The 25,559-nt window shown below is 72.2% G+C and carries 19 protein-coding genes and 1 pseudogene; 5 read left to right on the top strand and 15 right to left on the bottom strand.

Annotated elements, in window-relative coordinates; all coding sequences use genetic code 11:
• Nucleotides 1-14 precede the first annotated feature (14 nt).
• On the top strand, nt 15-1,313 hold the full coding sequence (locus AB0J02_RS03550) for an amidohydrolase (protein ID WP_363191886.1): 1,299 nt from the start codon (nt 15-17) through the stop codon (nt 1,311-1,313).
• Nucleotides 1,314-1,333: 20 nt separating this feature from the next.
• Here AB0J02_RS03550 and AB0J02_RS03545 read toward each other — a convergent pair whose 3' ends face one another.
• Entirely contained in the window at nt 1,334-3,322 is a 1,989-nt protein-coding gene (locus tag AB0J02_RS03545; protein ID WP_363191885.1) for a DUF5107 domain-containing protein, read from the bottom strand.
• A gap of 86 nt (nt 3,323-3,408) precedes the next feature.
• Nucleotides 3,409-4,308, bottom strand: a complete 900-nt coding sequence (locus AB0J02_RS03540) for an arginase family protein (RefSeq protein WP_363191884.1) — start codon at nt 4,306-4,308, stop codon at nt 3,409-3,411.
• 71 nt (nt 4,309-4,379) lie between these two features.
• Here AB0J02_RS03540 and AB0J02_RS03535 point away from each other — a divergent pair, with 71 nt between their 5' ends.
• Complete coding sequence (locus tag AB0J02_RS03535) at nt 4,380-4,730, top strand: DUF6204 family protein (RefSeq protein ID WP_363191883.1); 351 nt, start codon at nt 4,380-4,382, stop codon at nt 4,728-4,730.
• A 24-nt stretch (nt 4,731-4,754) separates the two neighbouring features.
• Here the strand turns inward: AB0J02_RS03535 and AB0J02_RS03530 are convergent, their stop codons facing one another.
• The 12 genes and pseudogenes from AB0J02_RS03530 to AB0J02_RS03475 all read right to left on the bottom strand — a co-directional run bounded on the left by AB0J02_RS03530 (nt 4,755) and on the right by AB0J02_RS03475 (nt 21,273).
• Nucleotides 4,755-5,291 carry a GNAT family protein gene (locus AB0J02_RS03530; RefSeq protein ID WP_363191881.1) on the bottom strand — a complete coding sequence of 179 codons (537 nt, stop codon included), beginning with the start codon at nt 5,289-5,291 and terminating at the stop codon, nt 4,755-4,757.
• A gap of 42 nt (nt 5,292-5,333) precedes the next feature.
• Nucleotides 5,334-5,576 (bottom strand): LapA family protein, encoded by a 243-nt coding sequence (locus AB0J02_RS03525; protein ID WP_363191880.1) that lies wholly within the window; start codon nt 5,574-5,576, stop codon nt 5,334-5,336.
• Nucleotides 5,577-5,706: 130 nt separating this feature from the next.
• Complete coding sequence (locus tag AB0J02_RS03520; protein WP_363191879.1) at nt 5,707-7,497, bottom strand: CocE/NonD family hydrolase; 1,791 nt, start codon at nt 7,495-7,497, stop codon at nt 5,707-5,709.
• A gap of 287 nt (nt 7,498-7,784) precedes the next feature.
• A pseudogene (locus tag AB0J02_RS03515) lies at nt 7,785-8,939 on the bottom strand (LD-carboxypeptidase).
• Nucleotides 8,936-10,933: an LpqB family beta-propeller domain-containing protein gene (locus tag AB0J02_RS03510; protein ID WP_363191878.1), complete on the bottom strand. Its 1,998-nt coding sequence runs from the start codon at nt 10,931-10,933 to the stop codon at nt 8,936-8,938. Before AB0J02_RS03510 ends, AB0J02_RS03515 begins: the two are co-directional and overlap by 4 nt.
• A gap of 89 nt (nt 10,934-11,022) precedes the next feature.
• Nucleotides 11,023-12,360 (bottom strand): M20/M25/M40 family metallo-hydrolase, encoded by a 1,338-nt coding sequence (locus AB0J02_RS03505; protein ID WP_363191877.1) that lies wholly within the window; start codon nt 12,358-12,360, stop codon nt 11,023-11,025.
• Nucleotides 12,353-13,186: a M55 family metallopeptidase gene (locus tag AB0J02_RS03500; RefSeq protein WP_363191876.1), complete on the bottom strand. Its 834-nt coding sequence runs from the start codon at nt 13,184-13,186 to the stop codon at nt 12,353-12,355. The genes AB0J02_RS03505 and AB0J02_RS03500 overlap by 8 nt, the downstream gene beginning before the upstream one ends.
• A 128-nt stretch (nt 13,187-13,314) precedes the next feature.
• A complete protein-coding gene (gene fes, locus AB0J02_RS03495; RefSeq protein WP_363191875.1) occupies nt 13,315-14,628 on the bottom strand; it encodes an enterochelin esterase in 1,314 nt (437 codons plus the stop codon).
• 67 nt (nt 14,629-14,695) lie between these two features.
• On the bottom strand, nt 14,696-15,430 hold the full coding sequence (locus tag AB0J02_RS03490; RefSeq protein WP_363191874.1) for a class I SAM-dependent methyltransferase: 735 nt from the start codon (nt 15,428-15,430) through the stop codon (nt 14,696-14,698).
• A gap of 146 nt (nt 15,431-15,576) precedes the next feature.
• Nucleotides 15,577-18,054 (bottom strand): SpoIIE family protein phosphatase, encoded by a 2,478-nt coding sequence (locus AB0J02_RS03485; protein WP_363191873.1) that lies wholly within the window; start codon nt 18,052-18,054, stop codon nt 15,577-15,579.
• Nucleotides 18,055-18,195: 141 nt separating this feature from the next.
• Nucleotides 18,196-20,622 (bottom strand): MFS transporter, encoded by a 2,427-nt coding sequence (locus AB0J02_RS03480; protein ID WP_363191872.1) that lies wholly within the window; start codon nt 20,620-20,622, stop codon nt 18,196-18,198.
• A 207-nt stretch (nt 20,623-20,829) separates the two neighbouring features.
• Nucleotides 20,830-21,273, bottom strand: a complete 444-nt coding sequence (locus AB0J02_RS03475; RefSeq protein ID WP_363191871.1) for an SRPBCC family protein — start codon at nt 21,271-21,273, stop codon at nt 20,830-20,832.
• A 179-nt stretch (nt 21,274-21,452) separates the two neighbouring features.
• On the opposite strand from AB0J02_RS03475, the gene AB0J02_RS03470 reads away from it, so the two are divergent.
• The 3 genes from AB0J02_RS03470 to AB0J02_RS03460 all read left to right on the top strand — a co-directional run bounded on the left by AB0J02_RS03470 (nt 21,453) and on the right by AB0J02_RS03460 (nt 24,928).
• Nucleotides 21,453-22,499: an Rv2578c family radical SAM protein gene (locus AB0J02_RS03470; protein ID WP_363191870.1), complete on the top strand. Its 1,047-nt coding sequence runs from the start codon at nt 21,453-21,455 to the stop codon at nt 22,497-22,499.
• A gap of 179 nt (nt 22,500-22,678) precedes the next feature.
• On the top strand, nt 22,679-24,274 hold the full coding sequence (locus tag AB0J02_RS03465) for an alpha/beta hydrolase (RefSeq protein WP_363191869.1): 1,596 nt from the start codon (nt 22,679-22,681) through the stop codon (nt 24,272-24,274).
• Between the two features lie 36 nt (nt 24,275-24,310).
• Nucleotides 24,311-24,928 carry a GNAT family N-acetyltransferase gene (locus AB0J02_RS03460; protein WP_363191868.1) on the top strand — a complete coding sequence of 206 codons (618 nt, stop codon included), beginning with the start codon at nt 24,311-24,313 and terminating at the stop codon, nt 24,926-24,928.
• Here the strand turns inward: AB0J02_RS03460 and AB0J02_RS03455 are convergent.
• Complete coding sequence (locus AB0J02_RS03455) at nt 24,855-25,427, bottom strand: adenylosuccinate lyase (protein WP_363191867.1); 573 nt, start codon at nt 25,425-25,427, stop codon at nt 24,855-24,857. The genes AB0J02_RS03460 and AB0J02_RS03455 overlap by 74 nt on opposite strands.
• Between the last annotated feature and the right edge of the window lie 132 nt (nt 25,428-25,559).

Below are 25,559 nucleotides of genomic sequence, written 5' to 3'. Positions count from 1 at the left end.
AGGAGATCCTGGACATGACTCCCCCTCCCCTCTCCCGGCGCGGTGTCCTCGCGGGCGCCGCCTCGTTCGGCGCGGCCCTGACCCCGACGGCGGCATCGGCCACGGCGGCCGGGTCCGGCACGGAGCGTGGCCCCAAGAAGGCCGTGGTCTTCCGCGACGTACGTCCGTTCGGCGCGCGGGATGCCGTGGACCTCACCGTGATCGACGGCCTGATCAGCGACGCGCCCGCGCCCAGGGGCGCCGAGGTCGTCGAGGGCGGCGGGCGGCTCGCGCTGCCCTCGCTCGTGGACGCGCACATCCACCCCGACAAGACGAGCTGGGGCGGTGCCTGGGTGTCCCGCAAGCCGGCGAGTGGCATCGCGGACTACTGCGCGCAGGACGTGGAGCTGTTCCACTCGCAGAAGCGCCCCGTGGGCGAGCGCGCGTACGGCCTGATGGCGCACGCCGTGACGCGCGGCACGCGGGCGATGCGGGCCCACGCGGACGTGGCGCCCGCCTTCGGCCTCGCCGGTGTCGAGGGCATCGCCGAGGCGCGGGAACGGCTCGCGGGCGCGCTCGACGTGCAGATCGTGGCCTTCCCGCAGCACGGCGTGGTCCGCGCGCCCGGCACGGCGAAGCTCCTTGAGGACGCGGCGCGGGCCGGGCTCGTCGACATGATCGGCGGCATCGACCCGATCAGCTTCGACCACGCCCTCGACGAGCAGCTGAACCTGGTCTTCGACCTCGCCGACCGGTACGGCGTCGGCGTCGACATCCACCTGCACGACCGCGACGAGAAGGGTACGAAGGTGCTGCGCGGCATCATCGAGCGCACCCGGGCGCTGTCGCTGCGCGGCAGGGTGACGGTGAGCCACGTCTTCTGCCTGCCGTTCCTCTCCCCGGCCGAACTCTCCTCGATGGCAGGGGACTTGGCCGACCTCGACATCGCCCTGACGACCGTCGCGCCGAACGAGTCCCTGGTCCTGCCGATCACCGAGTTGAAGAAGCACGGGGTGCGGGTCGGGCTCGGTTCCGACGGGGTCCGGGATTCCTGGAGCCCGTTCGGCAACGCGGACATGCTGCATCGCGCGCACATCCTCGGCTGGGTCACGGACGTCCGCCTCGACGACGAACTGACCGCCTGCTACACGGTGGCCGCGCACGGCTCCGCCGATGTAATGGGTCTGCCCCGGGCCGATCTCCGGCCCGGGTCACCTGCGGACTTCGTCCTCGTGCGCGCCGAGTGCGTTCCTCAGGTCGTGGTCGACATGCCGCGGCGCGACATGGTCGTCCACGGCGGGCGCGTCGTGGCCCGTGGCGGGGTACTGGTCTGAACGACTCCGGGCTCCGCCCCTCAACCGCCGACGGGGCTTGAGTCCGGGGGACGCATGCGGAAGTCGTACCGGGGCGGCAGCGGTTCGCCCGGTGCGACCTCCGCCCACACCTCCCCGATGACCTCCGCCCCCTCCCGCAGATCCGCCACCTCGAACCCCGCCCCCTCGAACACACCCCGTGCCGCCGTCAACTCCCCTTCCGCGAGCAGCAATTGGGCCTCCAACAGGCGGAACCTGCCCCGCGCCCGCGTGCCCGTGTGCAGCCGGTCCCAGACCCGCCGCGCGTCACCGCACCGCCCCACCGCCAACAGCGCCTCGATCGCCTCCCGCCCGAGCGCGGCGGTCACCGTGCGCCACGCCTCGCCGCCGTCCCGGCGCTCGGCGCACAGGTCGTCGAACGCCTCGGCGTACCGGTCGGCGGCCCGCTCCCGGTGGCCGTCCGTCGCGTCCGCGACCGCGAGGCAGCGCAGGAACGGCCAGTCGGACGCGGCGAGTTCGAGACCGCGCTCCCAGCTGCGCACGGCCTGCGCCCGGTCCCCGGCGTGCCACTGCGCCACGCCCAGGTGGTACTCGGACAGCGGCCGGGCCGGCGCCGTCTCCAGCATGTCCCGCCAGGCCGGGGCGACCAGGCTGGGGCCGGGCGCGCCGACCCGGCGCGGCTCGGGGAACAGACCCGTCTCCAGCAACTCCCGCCACGGCTCCTGCGGTTCGCCGAGCGTCGACTCCTCGAACGGCGTGCCCGTCGGCTTCCAGCCCGTGCGCAGCACTTCGAGGGCGCCCCACCCGGACCCGGCAGCGAGGCGCTGCCCGGGCTCGGCGTCGGCGTGCGGCAGCCACGCGTCGTACGCGGCCTCGACGTCGGCGCGCGGCAGCGCCCGTTCGAGGCGTCCCTCGACCTCGTCGACGGCCGCGCCCCAGTCCCCCGCCGAGTGCACCGTCGCGGCCTCGGCCGACAGCGGTCCGTACGCCTCCAGCCAGCTGATGTCCGTCTCCGCCTCAAGACGTACGTGCTCCAGCTGGGTGCGCGCGAGGCCGGCCTGGATCTCGGCGTAGCCGCCGGTGCCGGGTTCGGTCAGCCACTCCTGCCAGCGCCGCCCTCCGGTTCCGCCTCCCCACAGGAACAGTTTCCGGCCGCGCAGTACGTCGGTCGACGTCTGGGCGAGGCCGTGCCCGTCCTCGTCGAGCGCGGTGATCCAGCGGCGCCGCCCGTCCTCGACCTCGTAGAAGTAGTCGGCGGGGAACTCGCTGTTCAGCGGGTACGTACGGTCGGCTCCGTCGAACTCCGGTACGGGCACCCGGCGCAGGGCCCGTTCGTACCCGAAGTGCCAGGCCTCGCGCGCGGGCGCGATCACCCGGCACTCCTCGGGCACGGCGATGTTGGACCACCAGTAGACCGGCGCGGGCTTCTCGTGCGGGTTGCGGATGCGGACGCCCACGTAGAGGAAGTCGGAGCCCTCCGGCAGCCACAGGTCGACCTGGAACGGCAGGTCGCGCAGCCGTTCCCACTCCCACAGGCGCAGCATCTCGCCGCCGTCGGGGGCGGTGACGCGCGCCGCGTGCAGGGGCGCGCAGGAGAGGGTGGAGTGGCCGGTGGCGCCGATGTTCCACTCGATGCCGCCGGAGAACCAGGCGCCGTTGAGCGCGAAGGCCGCGGGCTGGAACACCGGGTTGCGGTACAGGAGTTCGCGCCCGGTCGGCTTGTGGAACAGGGACGCGATCCGTCCGCCGAGGCCGGGCAGCACGGTCACTTTCAGCCGGTCGTTCTCGATCACGATCGTGTCGAGGTCGACCGGCGCCCGGTCCCGCCCGTATCCGTCGCGGATCCGCTCGGGGAGCACGCTGCGCAGCGGCCGGTAGCCGAGCTGCCGGGCCATCTCCAGCGGCAGGTCCTCCTTGGAGCGCTCGTCGAGCTCGTGCACCTCGTCGAGGGGCCGCAGCGGCGGCAGCGGGTTCGCCGGGCCCAACTCCGTGCCCGGCAGGGTCAGTACCTCACGCCGTACGACGGTCACGTCTGCCTCCCGATGCCACGGGGCGCGGCCCGCCCCCGATGACCATGGAACATCGCCATCGACGAGCTGACCAGGGGCCGTCCCGGTCAGGATTGCGCAAAGGCGGCCACGACCAGGTCGGTGAGCAGGGCGCCCGCGGTGCCGTCCGGGTCCAGGTCGGGGTCGTAGATCGTGACGTTCATGCCGACACAGCGCGGCGAGGCGAGCAACGGGCTCAGCAGCGCGAGGAGTTCGTCGGGCAGCAGCCCGTCGGGGTCGGGGCTGTCGACGGCGGGCATCACGGACGGGTCGAGCACATCGGCGTCGAGATGCACCCAGAAGCCGTCGAGCACCGGCACCTCGAAGCTGCGCACGAAACCGCGTACGACGTCGTCGACGCCCCACTCGTGCAGTTCACCGACGGTCACGTTCGGGATCCTCAGCGCGGTGAGCTCGGCCCGCTCGTCCTCGAAGGCGTCGCGCCGGCCGAAGAGCCGGACGTCCTCGTCGCGCAGATAGGGCCGCAGCCCTTCCAGGTCGGTGAGGTCCTGCTGCCCGCGGCCGGTCGCGAGGGCCAGTTCCTCGCCGCCGGCCGCGCCGATCCGGTCGGAGTTCCCCGGGTGCCGGAAGTCGGCCGAGGCATCGACGACCGCGAGCCCGAAACGGCCGACGCGGCGCAGCGCGAGGGCCGCGCCCAGCTGGATCGAGCAGTCCCCGCCGAGCACGAGCGGGAACTCCCCCGCCCGGATGTGCCGCTCGATCCGGTCGGCGAGCTTGACGGTGTACGCGGCGAGGGCGGCGGCGTTGAACACCCCGTCGCCCTCCTGCCAGTCGCCCCGGTCGTAGCGCGGCGGGACGACGACGCCGCCCTCGAAGGCGCCGAGCCTGCGCACGATCCCGTGCTCGCGCAGCGCGCCGGCGAGCTTGTACACGCCGGGCACCGTGCCGGGGGCGGGCGGGCGCAGGCCCAGGTTGGAGGGGGCGTCGACGGCGACAATATTCCGCATGCAAGACACCCTCACCGACGTACGCTGACGCTGCCAACAGCTACGCGTCACTACGAGGAGCACGTCTCACCATGGCCGAGAGCCACACCTACCGGGTCATCGTCCGCGCCACGTTCGACGGCCTCACCGACACGGCACGGGAGCGGCTGCTCGCCGAGGTCGCGGAGCACGAGGGCATCGCGGGGATGCGGTTCGCACCGGAGGGTTCGCTCGCGTACGACCGCACCCTCAAGCACTTCTCGATGCGCTACGTCGTCGAGTCGGACCCGGCCGACGGCGAGGAGATGGCGGGAGCGTTCGCCGAGGAGCGGGCCGAGGCGTATCTGCGGGAGCGGGGTCTCGGCCACGGTGAGCTGCGCTCGACGGTGACCGACATGGACACCATGAAGATCAACCGGAAGACGGGCCGGTCCGCGCGGTAGTCGTCCCCGTAGGCATCTCGGTAGTCATCCGGCGGGCATCTCGGCGGTGAGCGCCCAGCGCTCGTGGTCGCGCCAGGCCCCGTCGACGAAGAGGAAGTCCGGCGAGAAACCCTCCAGGCGGAAACCGGCGCGGCGGGCCAGCGCGACGGAGGCGGTGTTGCCGGGCTGTGCGTTGATCTCCAGGCGGTGCAGCCCCAGGGGGCCGAACGCGTACCGGACCACGAGGTCGAGCCCCTCGCCCATCAGCCCGCGCCCGGCGGCATGGGCGAAGGCGCCGTAGCCGAGGGCGCCGCAGCGGAAGCCGCCCTGGACGATGTTGTTGATGTTGATGAATCCGGCGATGGCACCGCTCCCCCGCTCGCACACCAGGAAGCCGTGCCTCGCGGGGTCCTCCACCAGCTGACCCGCGTACGCGGTGAACGCGTCCGTGGTCACCGGCGGGAAGAGCCAGGGGTGGTGCAGCTCCTGGCTCTCGCGGGCCCGCGCGGTGAACTCGTCGGCGTCGGCGACGGCTATGTGCCGCAGCGCGACACGGGGTCCTTCAGCAAGGGGATCGGCCATCCGGCCACCCTACGCAGCCCGTCGCGCCCGCCCCGGCCCGCCTCACTTGCGCCGTCGCCTCACGAAATAGCCCCCGCAGATGGCCCCGATGACGGCGACGGCCGCCAGGGCCATCCAGAGCGGCATGGTGACCTCGGGGATGAGGAGCCTGATCTTCACCTGCCGGGTGTTCTCGAAGATGAAGACCACGACGAGGACGGCCAGGACCAGTACCGCGATCCTGGCCGGCGTGAACGCGCTGGAGCCGCCGCTCTTCTCGGAGCTCGCGGTGTCCTTGGGGCTCATCGGTGGACCCTTCCGTCGTTCCCCCGGAGGCCGTGGCTCGCCGCCTCCCCGCCCAGCATGTGCGGGAGGACGGCGTTTCCGCAGCGGCCGAGGGCCCGTACGGGTGACAGGGCTGCCAGGGCCGACAGGGTCACTGACCGACGACGGGCAGCTCCACGGTCCCGGTGTCCTCGGGCGCGCTGGTCACGGTGACCGGCTTGATCCCCTTGTTGCCGCCGTACGCGTCGTCGCTCGCGGCGACGACGAACTGGATGCGGTGCCCCTTCTCATAACGGTGCACGATGCCGGGCAGCGTGACGGTGAAGGGCCGGGTGACGTCCGGGACGCGGACCGGGGCGACGAGCCGGTGCACCAGCGTCTTCGTCCCGTCCGGCGCGACGTCGTACAGCTTCGCGAAGAGGACGAGCTTGTCGGCGGCGTCGCCGGAGTTCTGCACGCGCTCGGTCCTCGGCGAGATCACCTTGAGGGTGGCCTTCGGGGCGCCGACGACGTCGGTGGTCGTGGCCAGCGGCTCCGTGGTCCAGTCGAGGTAGGTGCCCCGGGTGTCGTGCGGCGCGGGGTCGGGCAGCCCGATCAGGCCGCCGAGGGACGACTCGGAGTGGCTGGTGGGGATGAGCCAGTTGCGGTACTCGCGGCTGCCGCGGGCGACCTTCTTCCGGTTGTCGACGAGCTTGCCGTCGCCGGACAGGTACAGCTTCTTCGACAGCGCGGGGACGCCGGCCGCGGTGGCGTAGGTCCCGTCCGGGTCGCTGATCCAGTCCCGGTAGTAGGCGAAGGCGGGCCCGGTGTCGACGCCCGTCTTGTGGTGCAGGTACCGGTCGAACCAGGCGAGGACCCGCCGGCCGACGTAGCTCGTCTCCAGGTTGCCCTCGCCCAGGTTGAGTTCACCGCTCGCCGGGTCGGTCAGGCCGCCGCTGTGCCCCCAGGACTGCCAGATCATCTTCGTGGTGGTGCCCTGCCCCCGCAGGGTGTCGTAACTGGCCCTGGCCTCGTTCAGGTTGAACAGGCTGTCGGACTGCCCCTGCACGAGCAGCGTCGGCGCCTTCACGTCCTTCAGGTACGAGACCGGGGAGACGCCGCGCGCGTAGTCGATCAGCGCCTTGGTCCTGTCCGCCGGGTAGCGGCCGGAATTGAGGGTGCTGATCGTCGCGCAGGCGTCGTCGACGAAGTGCAGGCAGCCCAGTTTGTTGATGCGTGACGGGTCGAGCGACGGCGCGAGCAGCGGCTGCCCCTCGCCCATCAGGTAGAACCCGTTGGTCCACTGCCACTTGAAGACGCCGGGGACGTCCCGGTCGGCGGCGTTCTGCGGGTCGAGCGAGTAGGAGAGGTCGTTCCAGGTGATCAGCGGTACCAGCGCGTCCACCCGGTGGTCCACGGCCGCGGTCGCCATCTGGATGGCGCCCCCGTAGGAGCCGCCGATCATGCCGACGCGCGGATCGCCCTTCTTGTCGGCCGTCACGTAGTCGATCGTGGTGCCGTCGTCGGCGGCGCGGGTCCCGGCGAGGAAGTCGACGAGGGCGGAGGCCGCCCTGCCGTCGATGCGGGGGTCGTCGAGCGAGACGAGGCAGCCCGATTTGCCGAAGCCGAGCCCCGAGTAGGCGAGCCCCACGTATCCGCGCTGCGCGAACGCCTTGCCGGTCGCGTCCGTCGACCCGTCCGACTTGCTGCCGCCGAATCCGTTCGTGGTGAGCACGGCGGGCGCGGTGTGCTCCGCGTCGACCCCGGCGGGCCGGTACAGGTCGGCGTCCACGACGCACTGGCGTCCGCCGGCCTCGACGGTGAACTTCAGGGCGGTGACGGTGTATTCGCCGAGCACGGGTGTGCCGGTGCCCGCGGCGCTCGCGGGGGCGGCGAGGGCGAGGGGCGCGGCCAGCGCGGCTGTTCCGACGGCGGCGGCGAGGGCAGTACGGAATCTGGGCACGGGGCCTCCACGCGTGCTTGTACCGACCAGTAAGTTTTGGCGCGTGATCATGGTGTGACACGTGTCACGCGGGGGTCAATGGGTGTGCGGGAGGTTTCTGGGGGCGTGTTGCCGGGCGGGGGGCCAATCGCCCTGGGGGCATGGCCGGTTGGGCGAGTGCGGGCTTCGTCGTGGCTGGTCGCGCAGTTCCCCGCGCCCCTGGAGCATGCGGCTCCGCCGCAGCTCCAGGGATGAGATGGCACCCGCAGTGCGCGTCTCAGGGGCGCGGGGAACTGCGCGAGAAGCCCCTACCGGCCCGCGGCCCGCGACGAAACAGGCGCCGGGCCGACGCGAAAGCGCCAGGTGTATTGACCCGCAGGGTTGTTGACGCGGCTGATCGGTGGGTGGCCTGCGAGTGCGGTGTGGCAGCGGCGGTGGTTGTAGGTGTGCAGGGCCTCGTACTGGGCGTACTCGGCTTTGCGCCCGGCGCGGCGAGAGTGCGTGCCGGGCGTCGCCGGGCGGAGGGGAGTTCGAAGACAGGCCTAGCTCAGCGCGGGCTCGTCCAAGGTCAGCGTCAAAGCATCGGCATCCAACCGACCGGCCACCCCGAACGGCACGGTCAGCGCATCACTGGCGTGCCCGAACCCGAACTCCTCCACCACGGGAACCCCCAGCCCACCCAACCGGTCGACCAAGAGATCGCGCACCGGGTCACACTCCGCCCAGGACCCGAGCAGAAACCCCGAGACGCCCTCCAGCCAATCCCCGCGCAGGAGTTGGGTCAGATACCGGTCGATGCGGTACGCCTCTTCGCCGACATCCTCCAGGCAGAGCAGCCCGCCCCGCGCCGAGGAACGCGCGTGCCGGGTTCCGAGATCGGCGGCGAGCAACGACAGGCAGCCGCCCAGCGTGACGCCCCGAGCGACACCGGGCACCAGTACCCCGGCCCCCTCCACCGCACGGATCACCCGAACCGACTCCGGCTCGAACAACGTGGCCCGCAGATGAGTCTGCGCCCGCGCGCTCTTGAGGAAGTCCGCCGCGGCGACCATCGGGCCGTGCAGCGTGCTCACGCCGAGCCGGACGGCGAACGCCTCGTGCAGCGCGGTGATGTCGCTGTACCCGACGAACACCTTGGGCCGCGCGGCCCGCATCGCCGGCCAGTCGAGCAGCTCGACCATGCGTTGCGCGCCGTAGCCGCCGCGGGCGCACAGCACCGCGTCGATTCCGGGGTCGCACCAGGCGCGCTGCAGATCCGCGGCGCGGTCGGCGTCCGTGCCCGCGAGGTAGTCGAACTCCCCGTGCACGTCGAGGACATGAGGCATGACGACGGGGTCGAGGTCCCAGCCGCGCAGGATGTCCAGGCCCGCCCGGAGCCGGTCCTCGGGGACCGGACCGCTCGGCGCGACGACGGCGATCCGGGCGCCGGGGGCCAGCCGCGCCGGCCGGGTCAGGGGGTTCACTTGGCGAGCTCCAGGACGGGGACACCGGTCGGCTGCAGGCCGAACACCTGGGCGTACAGGGAGAGTTCGGCCTCAAGGGCACGAATCATGGTGTCCGCCCGGCGGAAGCCGTGTCCCTCGCCCTCGAAGGCGATGTACGCGTGCGGGACGCGTCGCCCCTCGCTCTCCACCCGTTCGAGGAACCGCTCGCACTGGGCGGGCGGGCAGATCACGTCGTCGAGTCCCTGGAGGAGCAGGAAGGGCACCGTGAGCCGGTCTGCGTGCTCGGCCGGGGAACGCTCGACGTATCGGGCGGGGACCTCGGCGAGCGGTCCGACGAGCGACTCCAGGTACTGCGATTCAAAGTCGTGCGTCTCGCCGCTGCCCCAGGCGGTGAGATCGAGGATGGGGTAGATGACGGTGCCGCACGCGTAGACGTCCGTGCTGGTCAGGGAGGCCGCGCTGGTCCAGCCGCCGGCGCTGCCGCCGCGGATGGCGAGCCGGTCCCGGTCGGCGGTGCCCTCGGCGGCGAGGGCGAGGGCGACGGCCGCGCAGTCCTCGACGTCGACGACGCCCCACTGCTCGCGCAGCCGGTTGCGGTACTCGCGGCCGTAGCCGGTCGAGCCGCCGTAGTTGACCTCGGCGACGCCGATGCCGCGCGAGGTGAAGTAGGCGATCTCCAGGTCGAGGACGAGCGGTGAGTGGCCGGTCGGGCCGCCGTGCGCCCATACGACGTACGGCGGGAGTTCCTCGTCGGGGGCGGCGTGCGTGGGGCTGTGCGGCGGGTAGATGTGGGCGTGGATGTCGCGGCCGTCGGGCCCTTCGAAGGTGCGGATCTGCGGCTCGGGGTAGTACGCCGGGTCGACGGGGTCGCGGTGCGCGGCGCCGATCACGCGGGCGCGTCCGGTGGCGGTGTCGAGCTCGACGACCTCCGCCGCGGTGCGCGGGCTCGCGGCGACGGCGACGACGCGGCTGCCGTGCACGCCGAGCGAGGCGGACCACTCGGTCCAGGGCCCGGCCGTGTCGACGACCTCGCCGGTCTCCGGGTCGAGCACGCCGAGCGAGGTGGCGCCGACGCCGTGCACGACGGCGATGAGCCCGGCCTCCAGCGGCTTGAACCAGCTCAGGCCGATCTTCCACAGCGGCCCGCCGAACTCCTCTTCGCGCGGGCACAGCGGGCGGGCCGGGGCGAAGTCCGAGCGGAGTGCGTCGAGCCGGTACAGGTTCCACCAGCCGCTGTCGTCTCCCGAGTACAGAAGCGCCCCGTCGGGAGCCCACTCGACCTGGCAGATCGACTCCTCGGGCCCGCCGGCCACGGTCCGCGCGGGTCCGAACGTGCCGTCCTCGGCGACGGACGCGACCAGCAGCTCCGTGCCGTCCCAGGGCATGCGCGGGTGGTCCCAGGCGATCCACGCGGCGCGCCGGCCGTCGGGGGCGAGCCGGGCCCCGGTGACGAACCGGTGGGCGCCGTCGGTGAGTTCACGCACCGCGGCCCGGTCCTCGGCCGCCGAGCCGTCGAGCGGGACGGCGGCGACCACGCGCCGCACGTCGGTGGGTCCGGCGCCGGTGAACTCCTCCAGGACGCACCAGACCTCGCCCCGGTCGAGGTGGAGCTGCGGGTCCGCCCAGCGCAGGCCGTCGCCCACGGCGGAGAGCGGGGTGAGCGGGCGCGGCCGCGCGCCGGGGGTCTCGGGCTCGTACGCGTACAGCCGCTGGTCGGCGAAGTTCACGAAGACCAGCACCGGGCCTTCGGGGCGCTCCGCGCCGGCCCAGGGGCGGCCGCCGTACTCGATGACGCGGCTGCGCACGTTCCACGGCTCGGGCAGCACCGACTCCTCCGTGCCGTCGGGCCGGCGCCGCATCAGGGCGCGTCGGCCCGCCTCCGTGGGCCGTGGCTCGGTCCACCAGGCCTCGTCGCCCACGAACCCTACGTACTCGGGCTTGCCGTCGTGCGCCGCGGCCAGTGCGGCGTCGATCGGCGACGGCCAGGAGCCGTAGTCCTGTGTCTGCACCATGTCGTTCCCGCCCCCCATTTACCTCAGACCCTCCATATTCTTCGCGTCCTTCACGTTTTCCTAGTACGTCGCGCGTGTAGGGGCCGGGCCTATGCCGACCGCAAGAACCGATCGAGTACGCGCACCCCGAAGTGCAGTGCCTCGACCGGGACCCGCTCGTCGACCCCGTGGAAAAGTGCCTGGTAGTCGAAGCCCTCGGGGAGCTTGAGCGGGGCGAAGCCGTAGCCGGTGATGCCGAGGCGGGAGAACTGCTTGGCGTCCGTGCCGCCCGACATGCAGTAGGGGACGGTGTGGCCCTCGGGTGCGAACTCCCGCACCGCGGCCCGCATCTTCGCGAACGTGGGCGAGTCGACCGGCGCCTGGAGCGCGACCTCGCGGTGGTGGAACTCCCAGTCGACGTGCGGTCCCGTGAGCGCGTCGAGCGCGACCCGGAACTCGTCCTCGGCGCCCGGCAGGAAGCGGCCGTCGATGTGCGCGGTGGCCTCGCCCGGAATCACGTTGACCTTGTACCCGGACTTCAGCATCGTCGGGTTGGTGCTGTTGCGCACGGTCGCCTCGACGAGGGAGGCCGCCGGGCCGAGCCGGGTGAGCAGCGCATCGACGTCGAAGTCCGGCGCGTTCACATCGGTGTCGATGCCGTACAGGACCGCGAGTTCGGCCAGGGCGGCCCGCACGGTGGGTGTGAGCCGGATCGGCCACTCGTGTTCGCCGATCCGGGCGACGGCGGCGGCGAGGCGCACCACCGCGTTGGCCGGGTTCACCTTGGAGCCGTGGCCCGCCTTGCCGTGCGCGGTGAGCCTGAGCCAGCCGGTGCCGCGCTCGCCCGCGCCGATCGGGTAGATCTGCTTGCCGCCGCCGTCGTGGAAGGTGAAGGCGCCGGACTCGCTGATGCCCTCGGTGCAGCCTTCGAAGAGGTCGGCGTGCTGGTCGGCGAGGAACCCGGAACCGTCCTCGGCGCTGGCCTCTTCGTCGGCGGTGAACGCGATGACGATGTCGCGCCGCGGCCGGAATCCGACGCGGGCCCAGTGCCGGACGGTCGCGAGGATCATCGCGTCCATGTTCTTCATGTCGACAGCGCCGCGGCCCCACACGACGCCGTCGCGGATCTCGCCGGAGAACGGGTGCACGCTCCAGTCGGTGGCCTCGGCCGGGACGACGTCCAGGTGGCCGTGGACGAGCAGGGCGTCGGCGGAGGAGTCGGTGCCCGCGATCCGCGCCACCACATTGCCCCGGCCCGCGGTGCGCTCCAGGATCGTCGGCTCCAGGCCCGCCTCGGAGAGCAGGGCCGCCGCGTACTCGGCGGCCGGGCGCTCCTTGCAGTCGCCTCCGCCGTGGTTGGTCGTGTCGATGCGGATCAGCTCGGACGTGAAGGTGACGACTTCGTCGAGCGCCTTCTCGTCGATCGCCGGAAGGCGCTGCTCAGCCATACTGTTCCTCCACCGCGGCCGAGGCGATCGTGGTGACCGCCTTGAAGGTGCGGATGCCTTCGTACATGGTCCCGTGCGTGTATGCGATCTTACGCTCGCCGGTCCGCTCGACCCCGGGCACGACGGTCGAGGCCATCGCGAGGTGCTCGGCGTCGAACTCGACCTCCACCGTGAACGGGCCCCCCTGCACCGGCTCGTGCCGCACGGCGATGGAGGCGGCGTCCTTGGCGGCGGCCCGGATGTCGGCGGCGGTGCGCGCGGGGGTGCGGCAGACGGCCGCGTACCGGGACACGTGGTCCTTGACGGCGACCTTGCGGGCCTCCGGCGCGTACCCGAGGGCGTCGTCGCAGGCGTGGTCGTCGCCGGTGACGAGGACGACGGGGACGCCGTACTCGGCCACCACGTGCGCGTTCAGCAGGCCTTCGCTCGCCCGTACGTCGTTGACCCACACGCCGGTGATCTGGTTCGCCAGGTAGGTGTGCGCGAGGACACCCTCCATGCCGGCGCCCGCGTGGTAGCCGATGAACGCGATGCCGTCGACGTCGCCGTGCTGGACGCCTTCCACCATGGACAGCGACTTGTGGCGTCCGGTGAGCATCTGCGCGCGGTCGTCGAGCCGCTCGAGGAACAGATTGCGCATCGTCCAGTGCGCCTCGTTGACGAGCACCTCGTCGGCGCCGCCGTCGAAGAAGCCGAGCACCGCCGCGTTCACGTCCGAGGTGAACATCGCGCGGCAGCGCTCCCACTGCGGTGTGCCCGGGAGGACGTCCGCGGGCCAGGTCACACCCGTGGCGCCCTCCATGTCGGCGCTGATGAGGATCTTCATGGCCAGCACGGTACGCGGATCCGGGCACACCTCACCAGACCTGTGGATAACTCAGAAGAACTCTCAAGGGTATAGACCAATGTCGGACCCGTTCAGCGGGTTTCCCCTCGTCAGCGCCTTGCGGGCGGCTACGGCGCCAGCATCCGCACGAGGGCGTCGACGAGCGCGCCGTGCCAACAGGCGTAGTCGTGGCCGCCGTTGAACTCGTCGAGCGTGACCCGGTATCCGGCCGGGCGCAGGGCCTCGTACAGCGCGCGGCTGTAGCCGACCATCGGGCCTTCGTGCAGCCCGACGTCCAGGTGCACGGTGAGGTCGCGGGGGGCCGCCTCCGCGTACCTCCGGACCAGCCAGGGCACGCCGACGACCGGCGTCTGCGGTACCCCTCCGCCGGACGGCAGACCGGGGTGCCACCACAGGGACGGGGACTGGGCGAGGACGTTGCCGAACCGCTCGGCCCGGACGAGTCCCGCGTACAGGGCGGTGAGTCCGCCGAGGCTCTGTCCGGCGACGACGGTGCGGCGCGGGTCGGTGGTGAGCGGCCAGCGCCCCGCGGCCCAGGGCAGCACGTCGTCCGCGAGGAACGTGACGTAGGAGTCGCGGGCGCTCATCTCGCGCCAGCGGGTGGGCCCGTCGACGGAATCGGGGGCGAGGACGATCAGCGGCGGCAGCGCGCCGTCCGCGATCAGCGCGTCCAGGGAGTCCTGCAGTCCCATGCCGCCCAGCCACATGTCGCCGTCGCCGAGTACGACCACGGGCAGGTCGCGGTGGCCGTGCCCGGGCGGCAGGTAGACCCATACGTCGCGGGTCGCGCCGAGGGCGGGGCTGTCCACGGCGTGCCGCTCGACCCGGCCGCGCGGCACATCGCGCGCGGGGTGCGCCCAGCGCTGTCCCGGCGCCTGCGGAAGCTCGAAGACGGAGCAGTCGGGGCCGCCCCAACGGGTGGGGATCGTCCGGGGGTTGAGCGGATCGGGGCCGGCGTACCGCTGGAGGGTTCGCAGGAACTCCTGGAGCAGGCCCGGGTCGGCGGGCGGGGCGCCGGTGGAGATGTCGGCGGCCATCCGGTAGGTGCCGCGGTGGTCGGCGCGCAGCCGCAGGCCGAGATGCCAGATGTCGGTGCCGGGGACGTGGTGCAGCAGGGCGTCGGCGAGCCGGGCGCGGTCGACCAGCCGGTTGCTGAAGAGAAGGACGTGCCGGGTCGTGCGGTGGCCGCGGTACAGGAAGGTGAGGGTGCGGTGGTCGGGTTCGCCCTCGATCGGCTCCACGAGCGGGACGCCGAGCGGTTGCACGTCGACCCAGAACGCGGCGGCGATCTCGTCGCGCCGCGCCCCCTGGACCCCGGTGAGGTCGTCGAGCAGCCGCGCGACGCGGGCGCCTACGGCCGGTCGTGGCCGCACCGCCTCCTCGACCCAGGACAGATCGGACGAGACCAAAGGCGTACGCATCGCCCACCGCTTCCTGACGCACCCATCGTACTTAGCTTAGCCTAAGCTAACCTATCATTACCGCTCGTCAGGACAGCGACCCGGCCCGCCCCACCACCAGCCACCGCGACGGCAGCTCGATCCGTCTCCCGTCGGCGGTGAACTCCGTGGTGATCAACGGCAGTTCCCCGGAGGCGAGCACCACCAGGCCCGCCTCGGCGACATATCCGGGCACGGCGGCGTCGGAGACCTCGCCCGGGGCGATGCCGTGGTCGAACACCGGAGCCAGCTTGGGCGGCGGCCCCGCCGGATGCCGCGCGAGGTCCCGCAGGATCGTCCGGGCCCGCTCGGACAGCTCGACGACGAAGCCGCGCCCGCGCTCGCCGATGAGCGCCGCCACCGCGTCGACGATGGGCTGCCGGTCACCGGGCTCGCTCTGATGCAGCACGCCGCGCATGTAGACGTTCGCGTCACCCAACTCGGCGTGCAGCGCCACCACTTGTTCCTTGACCGTGGCGTCCAGCTGCCGGTAGTCGGCCTGTTCGGCCGGGTCCGCCCGGCGGGCCCGGTCCAGGGCGGCCGCGGACAGGTCGGCGCCGACCACTTTCGGGTAGTGGTCGGCGAGGAAGCGGGTCTGCGTGCCGTTGCCGCACCCGAGGTCCACCACCGGGAGACCGGCGGCCGCCAACTCCGGTGCGAAGAAAGCGAGATGCCGCCCCGCGGTGAGTGCGGGCTCGGCATCCCAGAAGACGCTCCCGGGCTCGTCGGAAGCATCCTCCCAGAAGCTCTCCCATGCCTCCTTGTAGCGCTCGGTCACGCTCATGGACCCTCCCCAGGGGCGGCGGACTCGGCCGAAGTATCTGATCGGTCTACCGCGCCGGGGTACGCCCCACAAGCGGACCGGCCGCACCTTTCACAGGTGCGAGCCGGTTTCACGGGTGCGCGCCGGCCGGGCGGGCACCGCGGACGTCAGCCGCGCGCGGGCCGCACGGCGAGCTCGCACCACACGGTCTTGCCGGTCGCGGTCCGGCTCGCGCCCCACTCGCGCGCCAGGCGCGCGACGACCCGCAGGCCCCGCCCGAACTCGTCCCCCGGCTCCGCGCCGCGCAGCGTCGGCAGGGTGTGGTCCGTGTCCTCCACCTCGCACAACAGCGTGCCCGAGCGCACCAGGCGCAGCTGCACCCGGCCGCGCCTTGCGTGCCGCACGGCGTTCGTGACGAGTTCGCTGACCACGAGTTCGGCGGCGTACTCGATGGACGACAGGCCCCACTCCGCGAGCCGGCGCCGTACGAGGGCACGGGCGCGCGACACTTCGGACGGTTCCGGTTCGAGGCTCCACTGGGCGGCGTCGCCGGGCTCGATGCCGCTCATCCTGACCATGAGGAGCGCCACGTCGTCCTTGCGGCCGCCGCGCCCCGCGAGGGAGCGGATGATGGTGTCGCAGGCGTCGTCCATGGAGGCGGCCGGATGGGCCGCCGACTCGCAGAGCGTGGCCAGTCCCACGCCGATGTCCTCGCCGCGCACCTCGACCAGCCCGTCGGTGCACATCACCAGCCGGTCGCCGGGGGCGACCGGTACGCATACGGTCTCGAAGGGGACGCCGCCCACGCCGATGGGCGCTCCCGTGGGCAGGTCGAGCAGTTCGCTGCGACCGTCGGCGGCGCGCACGATCACCGGCGGGATGTGTCCGGCGTTGGCGAGGAGCAACTCGCCCACGATGGGGTCGTACACCGCGTACAGGCACGTGGCGAGATAGTGCTCGCCGAGGCGCTGCGCCAAGTCGCACAAATTGCGCAGGAGTTGGGAGGGCGGCAGGTCGAGGGCGGCCATCGTCTGCACCGCGGTCCGCAACTGGCCCATCATCGCGGCCGAGTTGAGCCCGTGCCCCATGACGTCACCGACGACCAGAGCGGTCCGCGCGCCCGGCAGCTTGATGGAGTCGAACCAGTCGCCGCCGACCCGGCCGAGCAGGGCGCCCGGGAGGTAGCGGGTGGCGACGTCGCAGCCCGGCATGTGCGGCTCTATGTGCGGCAGCATGCTGTTCTGGAGCGTCTCGGCGACGGACTCCTGATAGGTGTACATCCGAGCGTTGTCGAGCACGAGCCCCGCCCGCGCGGCGAGTTCGGCGCCGGTGACCCGGTCCATGTCGTTGAAGAGGGGCCGCTCCTGGTGCCGCAGCAGGATCATGAACCCGAGAACCACGTTCCGTGCCTTCAGCGGCACGACGAGCATGGACCGGTGGTTGATCAGCGGCCGGATGTCGCGCTTCTCGAACTGTGCCGCGATCGCGGTGCCCATCTCCTCGGAGATGTACGGGACGAGCACCGGCTCACCGGTGGTCATGCACTGGAAGAACGGTGTGTGCACCGGGAACGGCATCGATTCGCCGACCGGCACCACATCGTCCCAGCGGCCCGGTTCGTCGGTGTGCTCGACGGCGACGCGATGCCACATCGTGGTCGCGTCGGGCGGCCCGTCGGGAAACCCCTCGCCCGCGACGACCTGCTCCCGCAGATACGTGCCGGCGACGTCGGTGAAGCGGGGCACGACGGCGCGGCTGACCTCGACGATCGTGCGCGACAGATCGAGGGACGAACCGATGCGCCCGCTCACCTCGTTGAGGAACTCCAGGCGCTCGCGCACGGCCACGTACTCGAGATCCTCGGCGTCGTCGAGCGGGGAGCGCGGGGACGGTATCCCGGCCGCGGCCGCGCGGGCCGCCTCCGCGCGCCGCGCCTTGCGCTCGGTGCGCCGCGCGACACCCCAGTCGGCGGTGACGGGGACCCGGTCGTGCTGGCTGAACTCCAGGACCGGATAGCCGAGTTCGAGTACCTGGGCGACGATGCGGGCGCTCTCCCGCACGCTCATGCTGGGCAGGATCTCGGGCAGCCCGCGGGCGAGCTCGTCGGCGGCGGGAAAGTCGGTGTGCAGCGCGAACCCGGGGGCTATGCGCTCCCCCACCACGCCTTCCGGGCCCGCCGAGCCGTCCGGGCCCGTGCCGCTGAGCCGGCGGGCGTCGGCGGCGAGTACGAGCAGCCGCTCGGGCCCCGGGCCCACCAGGGGGTACGCCCACCACAGGACGTCGATGCGGTCGCGCGGCCCTGCGCTGGTGTCGAGCCGGGCGCGGCCCGCTGCCGGATAGGAGGTGCGGCCGCCCAGCGACTCCTCCAGATCGTGCCCCATCAGACTTCGCCCGAGCGGATCGGGCCCGGTGACGTCGTCCGTGCCGTACGCGCCGAGGGCCGCCGGGGCGGCCTCCGTACCGTCCTCCGGAAGCACTCCGGAGACGGGCAGCAGGTCGGCGGCGGGCCGGCCCACCGCGTCCTGCCGGTCGGGGCCGAAGAGGCGGCGGGCGCCGGTGCTCCAGTGCGAGACACGGCCTGCCTGGTCGACGACGACGACGGCCAGCGGGACGCGGCCCTGCGGGGCTCGACCGGTGCCTGCCATCGCCGCGCTCCTTCCCTCCGGCACGCCGGTGGGGGTGCGTACCGCCTCCTTCCACGGTACGCGGACCCCCGCAACACCGGGTGGGTACCGGCGAATTGGGGAACGCCCTCTTGACAAGGCCCCCGCGCCCGCGCGGTCCCGTCAGTCCTCGTGGCCCAGTTGCAGATCGCGCTCCGTACGGCCGCCCCCGGCGACCTGAAGGACCGTGGCCACCGGCGGGTACCCCGCGGCGATCACCGTGTACTCGCCCGACGAGAGGTCGACGAAGCGGAACGTCCCGTCCGGGCCCGTCGTCAACGTGTCCACCACATTGCCCGCGGCGTCCAGCAGCGTGACCCGGGCCTCCTCGACCGGGCGCCCGCCACCGGCCCGCACGGTCCCGCGCAGCACCGCGCCGCCCGCCAGTTCCACGTCCTGCCGGGTCTCGCGGGACGCCATCACCGTCACCGGCAGCGCGGCCGGACGGAACGCGGGGGCGCTCGCGGCCAGGGTGTACTCGCCGGCCACCAACTCGGTGATGACGTACGTGCCTTCACGCCCGCTGCGGGTCGCGGAGACGACCTCACCGTGCACATTGGTCAGCGTGACGATCGCGTCCCGCACGGGGGTCCCGTCCGCGGTGAGGACGGAGCCCGCGAGGCGGCCGGCACCGCCGAGCACCACATCGAGGTCCACGGGGCGCTCCCCCACCGTCACCGTCACGGCCTGCGGCTGGTGCCCGCCGGCCGCCGCGATCAGGACGTAGCTGCCGGCGCCCGGCGTCGACAGCGCGTACCGGCCGTCGTCGCCGCTGGCGCCGCGCCCGATCTGGGTGCCGCCGACATCGATGAGGGTGAGCGCGGCGCTCGGCACGGCGGTGCCGTCGGAGTGCCGCACCGTTCCGCAGACCGGCACCCCGGCGGCGTACGAGACGCGCTCCTGGGCGGGCACGACCGGGATGACGGGGTTCTCGGAGGGGGCTGCGCTGGACAACAGAGGTGTCTCCTTGAGGAAGAAGGCGAGGAGCAGGCCCAGGACGAGGACCGGCACCAAGTAGAGGAAGATGCGGGGCATCGCATCCGCGTACGCCTGGATGTAGGGGGTGCGCAGCGCCTCGGGCATCGCGTGCACGAGCTGCGGGGTGATGGACTCGGCGTCGATTCCGCCGGGGAGCCCGGAGCCGGTGGCGGGCAGCCGGTCGGCGAGGGAGTCGGCGAGCCGGTTGGCGAAGAGCGTGCCGAAGATCGCGGCGCCGACGCTGCCGCCGATCTGCCGGAAGTAGTTGTTGGCGCTGGTGGCCGTGCCGAGGTCACCGGGGCGGACCGCGTTCTGCACGGCGAGCACCAGCACGGGCATGATCAGGCCGATGCCCGCGCCCAACACCGCCATGTAGACGCTGTATTCGAGGCGCGGGGTGTCGACCTCCAGGCGCGACAGCAGATACATGCCGAGGGTGGAGAGGGCACTGCCGAGGATCGGGTAGATCTTGTAGCGGCCGGTGTGGCTGATGAGCTGGCCCGAGATGATCGAGGCGCCGACGACGCCGCCCATCATGGGGAGCATCATCAGCCCGGACTCGGTGGCCGTGGCGCCGTCGACCATCTGCAGGAACGTCGGCAGGTAACTGGCCGCGCCGAACAGGGCGACGCCGACGACCATGCCGACGATCCCGCTGAGGTTGAAGACGGAGTCGCGGAACAGCCGTAGCGGGATGAGGGGTTCGGCCGCGAACTTCTCGGCGACGACGAACAGCGCCGCCGAGAGAGCCGCCCCGGCGCCGAGGCCGATGATGACCCGGTCGCCCCACGCGTACTCGGTGCCGCCCCAACTGGTCAGCAGCACCAGGCAGGTTGACGCCGAGGCGAGCAGCAGGGCGCCCGGCACGTCGAGCCTGGCCTTCTTCTTGGGCCTGGGGAGTTTGAGGACGACCGCGGTGACGGCGAGGGTGAGCAGGCCGAACGGGACGTTGAAGTAGAAGCACCAGCGCCACGAGAGGTGGTCGGTGAAGTAGCCGCCGAGCAGCGGTCCCGCGACCGAGGCGAGGCCGAACGCGGCGCCGATCAGGCCCATGTAGCGGCCCCGTTCGCGGGGCGGCACGATGTCGCCGATGATCGCCTGCACACCGATCATGAGGCCGCCCGCGCCGACGCCCTGCACGGCGCGGAACGCGATGAGCTGGTCCATGCTCTGCGCCCGGCCCGCGAGGGCGGAGCCGATGATGAACACGACGATGGCGAACTGGAAGACGCCCTTGCGACCGAAGAGGTCGCCGAGCTTGCCGTAGATCGGCAGGCCGATGGTGGAGGTCAGGAGGTAGGCGGTGATCGCCCAGGACATCTTGTCGAGGCCGTGCAGCTCACCGACGATCTTCGGGAGCGCGGTGGCGACGATCATCTGCTCCAGCGCGGCGAGCAGCAGCGCCAGCATCAGGCCGACGAAGACCATCCGGACGCGTCGGGGACTGAGCCCGTCCCCGGGCAACTGCTCGCGCTCCGGGGCCTGTTGCGGCTCCGGCGCGGCGACGGGAGCCGGCTCCTGAACCGCCTCCCGCTCCCCCGCGCGTTCGGTCACCAGCGTCGTCGTGCCCACCTGCCGCTCCCCTCGTCGCCCTTGCGCCGCCCATTTCTCGCATTACGCGACAACGGGGGGCAAGCGCGACGAGGTGCACGTCAGGCGGGCCTGATCGACGTATGCGCCGGTAGGAGCCCTACGGCGTACAAGGGAGGCGAAACGAAAACCACTCGAAACGGTGAGCAGCCGATCAGTGTTCGACTCATGCCGAAACGTGCTCGCGCGTCACTTCTCCACTTCGGCGGCGAGCTTGGCGAGCACGGCGTCGTGGATGCGGGCCAGCCCCTTGGGCGCGAAGGTCTTCTCGAAGAATCCGCCGATGCCGCCCGCCCCGTTCCACACGGTGGTGACGACGACGCGCGCCTTGCCCTCGCCGGCGGGCGTGACGCGCCAGGTCGTCACCATCGAGGAGTTGCGGTCCGTCTCGACCAGTTCGCCGTCGGTGGGCTCGGTCACGTCGAGCAGGCAGTCGCGGACGCGCTTGCTGGTGGCCTGGAGCTTCCAGTGGACGAGGGTGCCCTCGCCGTCGCCGCCCTCGCGGACCTCGTACTCGCTGAAGTGCTCGCTGAGCAGCTTCGGCCGGGTGCCGTTGTAGTCGGCGAGGGCGTCGAACACGCCGTCCGGCTCCGCGGCGACGACACGTTCCGTGGTGGCCTCGACCTGCGCCATGGCTCTTCCTCCAGCACTTGGTTCTTCAGGCGTCGCCTGCGGACTCGCCCGTGGACATCGCCTGTGGGCTGCAAGCCAACCACCCCCCGTACAGGCCGCCAAAACCGGGGTCCGGTGCGGCCCGCACGATCAAGGGAACGTGTGTTCTATTATGGGGTCAGTGCTACCGAGGAGGCGTCATGCGCTGGGAGAACCTCACGGACGACCGGGCCGAACACGGCCGGGCGCCCGACGCCGCGCTGTTCGGCGCGGACGCGGTCACGACCCGCACGATCGACACCCCCGAGTTCCGCGGCGTGACGTTCCACGAGATCCGGGCCCGGTCGATCGTGAACCGGGTGCCCGGCGCGTCCCGGATGCCGTTCGAATGGACGGTCAATCCGTACCGGGGCTGCACCCACGCCTGCGTCTACTGCTTCGCCCGCAACACCCACCGCTATCTGGACCTGGACACCGGGCTCGGCTTCGACAGCCAGATCGTGGTGAAGGTGAACGCGCCGGAGCTGCTGCGCCGCCATCTCTCCTCGCGCCGCTGGCACGGCGACCACATCGCGATGGGCACGAACGTCGACTGCTACCAGCGGGCCGAGGGGCGCTACCGGTTGATGCCCGGCATCATCGAGGCGCTGCGCGACCACGCGAACCCCTTCTCCATCCTGACCAAGGGCACGCTGATCCTGCGCGACCTCGATCTGCTGCGGCAGGCCGCCGAGGTCACGGATGTCGGCATCTCGGTGTCGGTCGGCTTCGTGGACCAGGAGCTGTGGCGCACCGTCGAGCCGGGCACGCCCGCGCCCGAACGCCGGCTCGACGTCGTCCGGGCCCTCACCGACGCCGGGATCGGGTGCGGGGTGCTGATGGCGCCCGTGATCCCGTTCCTCGGCGACCGTCCCGAGCAGCTGCGGGCCACCGTGCGGGAGATCGCGCGGGCGGGGGCGACCTCCGTGACGCCGCTCGTGCTGCACCTGCGGCCGGGCGCGCGCGAGTGGTTCATGGGCTGGCTCGGACAGCACCACCCGTATCTGGTGCGGCGCTACGAGCGGCTGTACGCGGAGGGCGCGTACGCCCCGAAGTGGTACCAGCGGCGGCTGACGCGGCAGGTGCACGAGCTCGCCGAGGAGTACGGGATCGGGCCCTCGCGGCCGGGCCTGGCACGGCGCATCCGCGTCCCTGAGCAGGGCCCGGCGCCAGAGCCGTCCGCGCCGACACAGCTCACCCTGATGTGAGCCCTGTCGTGAGCCCTGTCGTGAGCCCCGGGAGCGCCTGCCGTTGAATCCTCCGGCGTGCGCCGGGCGCGCGATCGGGTCAAATTCCGGCAGAACGGATTCTTCCGCCCAGGGTCTACGGGAACATGCCGCACGAGCAGTGGACTCACCGCTCTGATCCCTCCGTCCTGGGAGGCCCTATGAAGAAACGCGCAGTCGCTCTGTGCGGCGTCGCCGCCCTGGCCGTCTCCACGGCCGTCACGGCCGCCGGCGCCGCGGGGGCCGATGCCGGGTCGGCGCGTCCGGTCCCGCACGCCGCCGCCGTCAGCTGGAAGACGTGCGGCACGAAGGAGTACCCGAAGCTGCAGTGCGCGTCATTGCGGGTACCGCTGGACCACGACCGCCCGCGGGGGCGGCAGATCACCCTCGCCCTGTCCCGGGTCCCGCACACGGCGAAGACGTCCCAGGGGCCGCTCCTGGTGAACCCCGGCGGCCCCGGCGGCAGCGGGCTCACGCTCGCCGGGTTCGTGGCGTCGGGCCTGCCGAAGGCGGTCGCCGCTCAGTACGACGTCATCGGCTTCGACCCGCGGGGCGTCGGCAGGAGCAGGCCTGCCCTCGACTGCAAGCCCGGCTACTTCACTGCCGTGCGGCCGCCGAGTGTTCCGAGGACCAAGGCGATCGAGGGGGCCAACCTCGATCGCGCGACGTCGTTCGCGCAGGCGTGCGCCAAGAAGTACGCGGACATCCTGCCGTTCATCGACACGGTCAGCACGGTCCGGGACATGGACGCGATCCGGGCCGCGCTCGGCGCGAAGCAGCTCAACTACTTCGGCTACTCGTACGGCACGTATCTCGGCGCGGTCTACGCCAAGTACTTCCCCGACCGGGTGCGGCGCCTCGTCCTCGACTCGATCGTCGACCCGGAGGGCGTCTGGTACCAGGACAACCTCGGGCAGGACCTCGCCTTCAACGCCCGGCACCAGGCCTTCATGGCGTGGGTCGCCAAGTACGACGCCACGTACAAGCTGGGCAAGGACCCGGCGAAGGTCGAGGCCGAGTGGTACGCGATGCGTGACGCGCTCACGAAGCGCCCCGCGGGCAGGGAGGTGGGCGCCGGGGAACTGGAGGACACGTACCTGCCCGGCGGCTACTACAACGGTTACTGGCCGTATCTGGCCGAGGCGTTCGCGGCGTACGTGAACGCCAAGGACCCGAACCCGCTGGTCCAGGCGTACCGGACCTTCGCGGCGGTCGACGCCTCGGGGGACAACGGCTACAGCGTCTACGAGGCCGTCCAGTGCCGGGACGCGCCGTGGCCGCGGAACTGGAACCAGTGGCGCGACGACAACGGGGCGACGCACGAGAAGGCGCCGTTCTCCACGTGGAACAACGCCTGGTACAACGCGCCGTGCGCGTTCTGGCCGACCCGGACACTGCACTCGACGGACATCTCGAACTCCTCGCTCCCGCCGGTCCTGCTGTTCCAGGCGACCGATGACGCGGCGACCCCGTTCGAAGGCGGCGCCGACGTCCACCGGCTGCTGCGCGGATCGAGCCTGGTCGTCGAGGAGGGCGGCGGCAACCACGGCGTCACGCTCAGCGGGAACGCCTGCCTCGACAAGCACCTCGCGACGTATCTCGCGTCCGGGAAGGTGCCGCGCGGCGACGGCGAGGCCGACGCGGTCTGCGACAAACTGCCGGACCCGAAGCCGCTGACCCCCAAGGCGGCCTCCCCGGCGGCCTCCTCCCCGGACCGCGGCGCCGCGCTGCACGGGCTGATCGGCTTCCGGGGCTGATCGCGGGGCGATCCGAGGGTGGGTGAGGATGGGTCCATGACCCGACTCACCCACATCCCCGGCCCCGGCGGCCTCCGGGTCCGCGCCATGACCCTGGACGACTGCGATGCCGTGGCCGAAGTGCGGGTGCGGGGTTGGCAGTTCGCCTATGCCGGGCTGATGCCGTCGGCGTATCTCGACGCGATGAACGTGGCGCGGGACGCCGCGCGACGGCGCGAGCTGTTCGGACGGTCGCCCGAGTACGTCGCAGAGCGTGACGGGGCCGTGGTCGGGTGGGCCTGTCACGGGCCGCCCCGGGACCGTGATGTGCCGCCCGGGGAGGCCGAGTTGTACGCGCTGTACGCCCACCCCGCGCACCTGTCGACGGGGGTCGGGCGGGCGCTGCTCGATACCTGTACGGGAGCGGCCGGGGCAGCGGGGCACTCCGTACTGCGGTTGTGGGTCGTGGAGGGGAACGCGCGGGCCCGGCGGTTCTACGAGCGCGCCGGGTTCACGGCGGACGGGGCACGGGAGCCGTACGAGGTGGCCGGAGTGCCGGTGCCCGAGGTCCGGTACGCGCGAAGGCTGCCGCTCACGCCCCTCATACCTGGGGCAGGCGGGCCAGTGCCGCCGCTGCCGCCATCGCCAGGCGCGGGTGCTTGCTCGCCTCCGTGAGGACGTCCCGGGCCCGGGGGTCGGCCAGGCTGCCGAGTCCCGCCACACAGGCGAGGGCCACCTTGCGGTACGGGTCGTGCGGTGCGAGGCGGCGGCGGAGCGTGGTGATCAGGGCCGGGGCCGATTCGGGGGCCCTGAGCTGGATGAGCAGCCGCACGGGATAGAGGGCGTAGGCGACGCGCAGCTCGTTCGTGGCCAGGGCCGCCGCCGCGCGGGCCGTGCGCGGATCGCCCAGCACCGCGAGAGCCTGGGCCGCCGCGGCGCACCGTTCCGGATCGCGGTGGTTCAGGAGGAGGACGAGGGACTCGAAGGAGCGGCTGTCGCCGGCGATGCCGAGCCGGTAGGCCGCCAACTCCCTTGCCCACAGCGGCTGGTGCGGTGCCGTGAGCACCGCGGCCAGCTCATCCCGGTCGCTCGTGGCGGCGAGCTGGTCGAAGGCGGGCGTACCGCCGGATTCCTTCCGGATGCGTTCCGTCACCGTTCGCGACTCTTCGTCCATGGTGTCGAGGGTAGAACGCACCGGGCCTGCGGCGACATAGATCACAGAGACTGGCCAACGCCGGGGGCTGGCGCGCTCGTTACTCGCCGGTTAATCTCATGTGAGCGGGGCACACTTCCCGCAGCACCACTC

The sequence above is a fragment of the Streptomyces sp. NPDC050264 genome (assembly GCF_040655895.1).
In the GTDB taxonomy this organism is placed as follows: domain Bacteria; phylum Actinomycetota; class Actinomycetes; order Streptomycetales; family Streptomycetaceae; genus Streptomyces.
Note: the sequence above shows the minus strand (reverse complement) of the source record. Positions and strands in the feature narration are given on the sequence as shown.

Excerpts from the sequence above, each read along its gene's own strand:
- AB0J02_RS03550 (WP_363191886.1), top strand. The coding sequence starts at position 15 with ATGACTCCCCCTCCCCTCTCCCGGCGCGGTGTCCTCGCGGGCGCCGCC.
- AB0J02_RS03540 (WP_363191884.1), bottom strand. The coding sequence starts at position 4,308 with ATGCGGAATATTGTCGCCGTCGACGCCCCCTCCAACCTGGGCCTGCGC.
- AB0J02_RS03535 (WP_363191883.1), top strand. The coding sequence starts at position 4,380 with ATGGCCGAGAGCCACACCTACCGGGTCATCGTCCGCGCCACGTTCGAC.
- AB0J02_RS03530 (WP_363191881.1), bottom strand. The coding sequence starts at position 5,291 with ATGGCCGATCCCCTTGCTGAAGGACCCCGTGTCGCGCTGCGGCACATA.
- AB0J02_RS03525 (WP_363191880.1), bottom strand. The coding sequence starts at position 5,576 with ATGAGCCCCAAGGACACCGCGAGCTCCGAGAAGAGCGGCGGCTCCAGC.
- AB0J02_RS03510 (WP_363191878.1), bottom strand. The coding sequence starts at position 10,933 with ATGGTGCAGACACAGGACTACGGCTCCTGGCCGTCGCCGATCGACGCC.
- AB0J02_RS03505 (WP_363191877.1), bottom strand. The coding sequence starts at position 12,360 with ATGGCTGAGCAGCGCCTTCCGGCGATCGACGAGAAGGCGCTCGACGAA.
- AB0J02_RS03500 (WP_363191876.1), bottom strand. The coding sequence starts at position 13,186 with ATGAAGATCCTCATCAGCGCCGACATGGAGGGCGCCACGGGTGTGACC.
- fes (WP_363191875.1), bottom strand. The coding sequence starts at position 14,628 with ATGCGTACGCCTTTGGTCTCGTCCGATCTGTCCTGGGTCGAGGAGGCG.
- AB0J02_RS03490 (WP_363191874.1), bottom strand. The coding sequence starts at position 15,430 with ATGAGCGTGACCGAGCGCTACAAGGAGGCATGGGAGAGCTTCTGGGAG.
- AB0J02_RS03485 (WP_363191873.1), bottom strand. The coding sequence starts at position 18,054 with ATGGCAGGCACCGGTCGAGCCCCGCAGGGCCGCGTCCCGCTGGCCGTC.
- AB0J02_RS03475 (WP_363191871.1), bottom strand. The coding sequence starts at position 21,273 with ATGGCGCAGGTCGAGGCCACCACGGAACGTGTCGTCGCCGCGGAGCCG.
- AB0J02_RS03470 (WP_363191870.1), top strand. The coding sequence starts at position 21,453 with ATGCGCTGGGAGAACCTCACGGACGACCGGGCCGAACACGGCCGGGCG.
- AB0J02_RS03465 (WP_363191869.1), top strand. The coding sequence starts at position 22,679 with ATGAAGAAACGCGCAGTCGCTCTGTGCGGCGTCGCCGCCCTGGCCGTC.
- AB0J02_RS03460 (WP_363191868.1), top strand. The coding sequence starts at position 24,311 with ATGACCCGACTCACCCACATCCCCGGCCCCGGCGGCCTCCGGGTCCGC.
- AB0J02_RS03455 (WP_363191867.1), bottom strand. The coding sequence starts at position 25,427 with ATGGACGAAGAGTCGCGAACGGTGACGGAACGCATCCGGAAGGAATCC.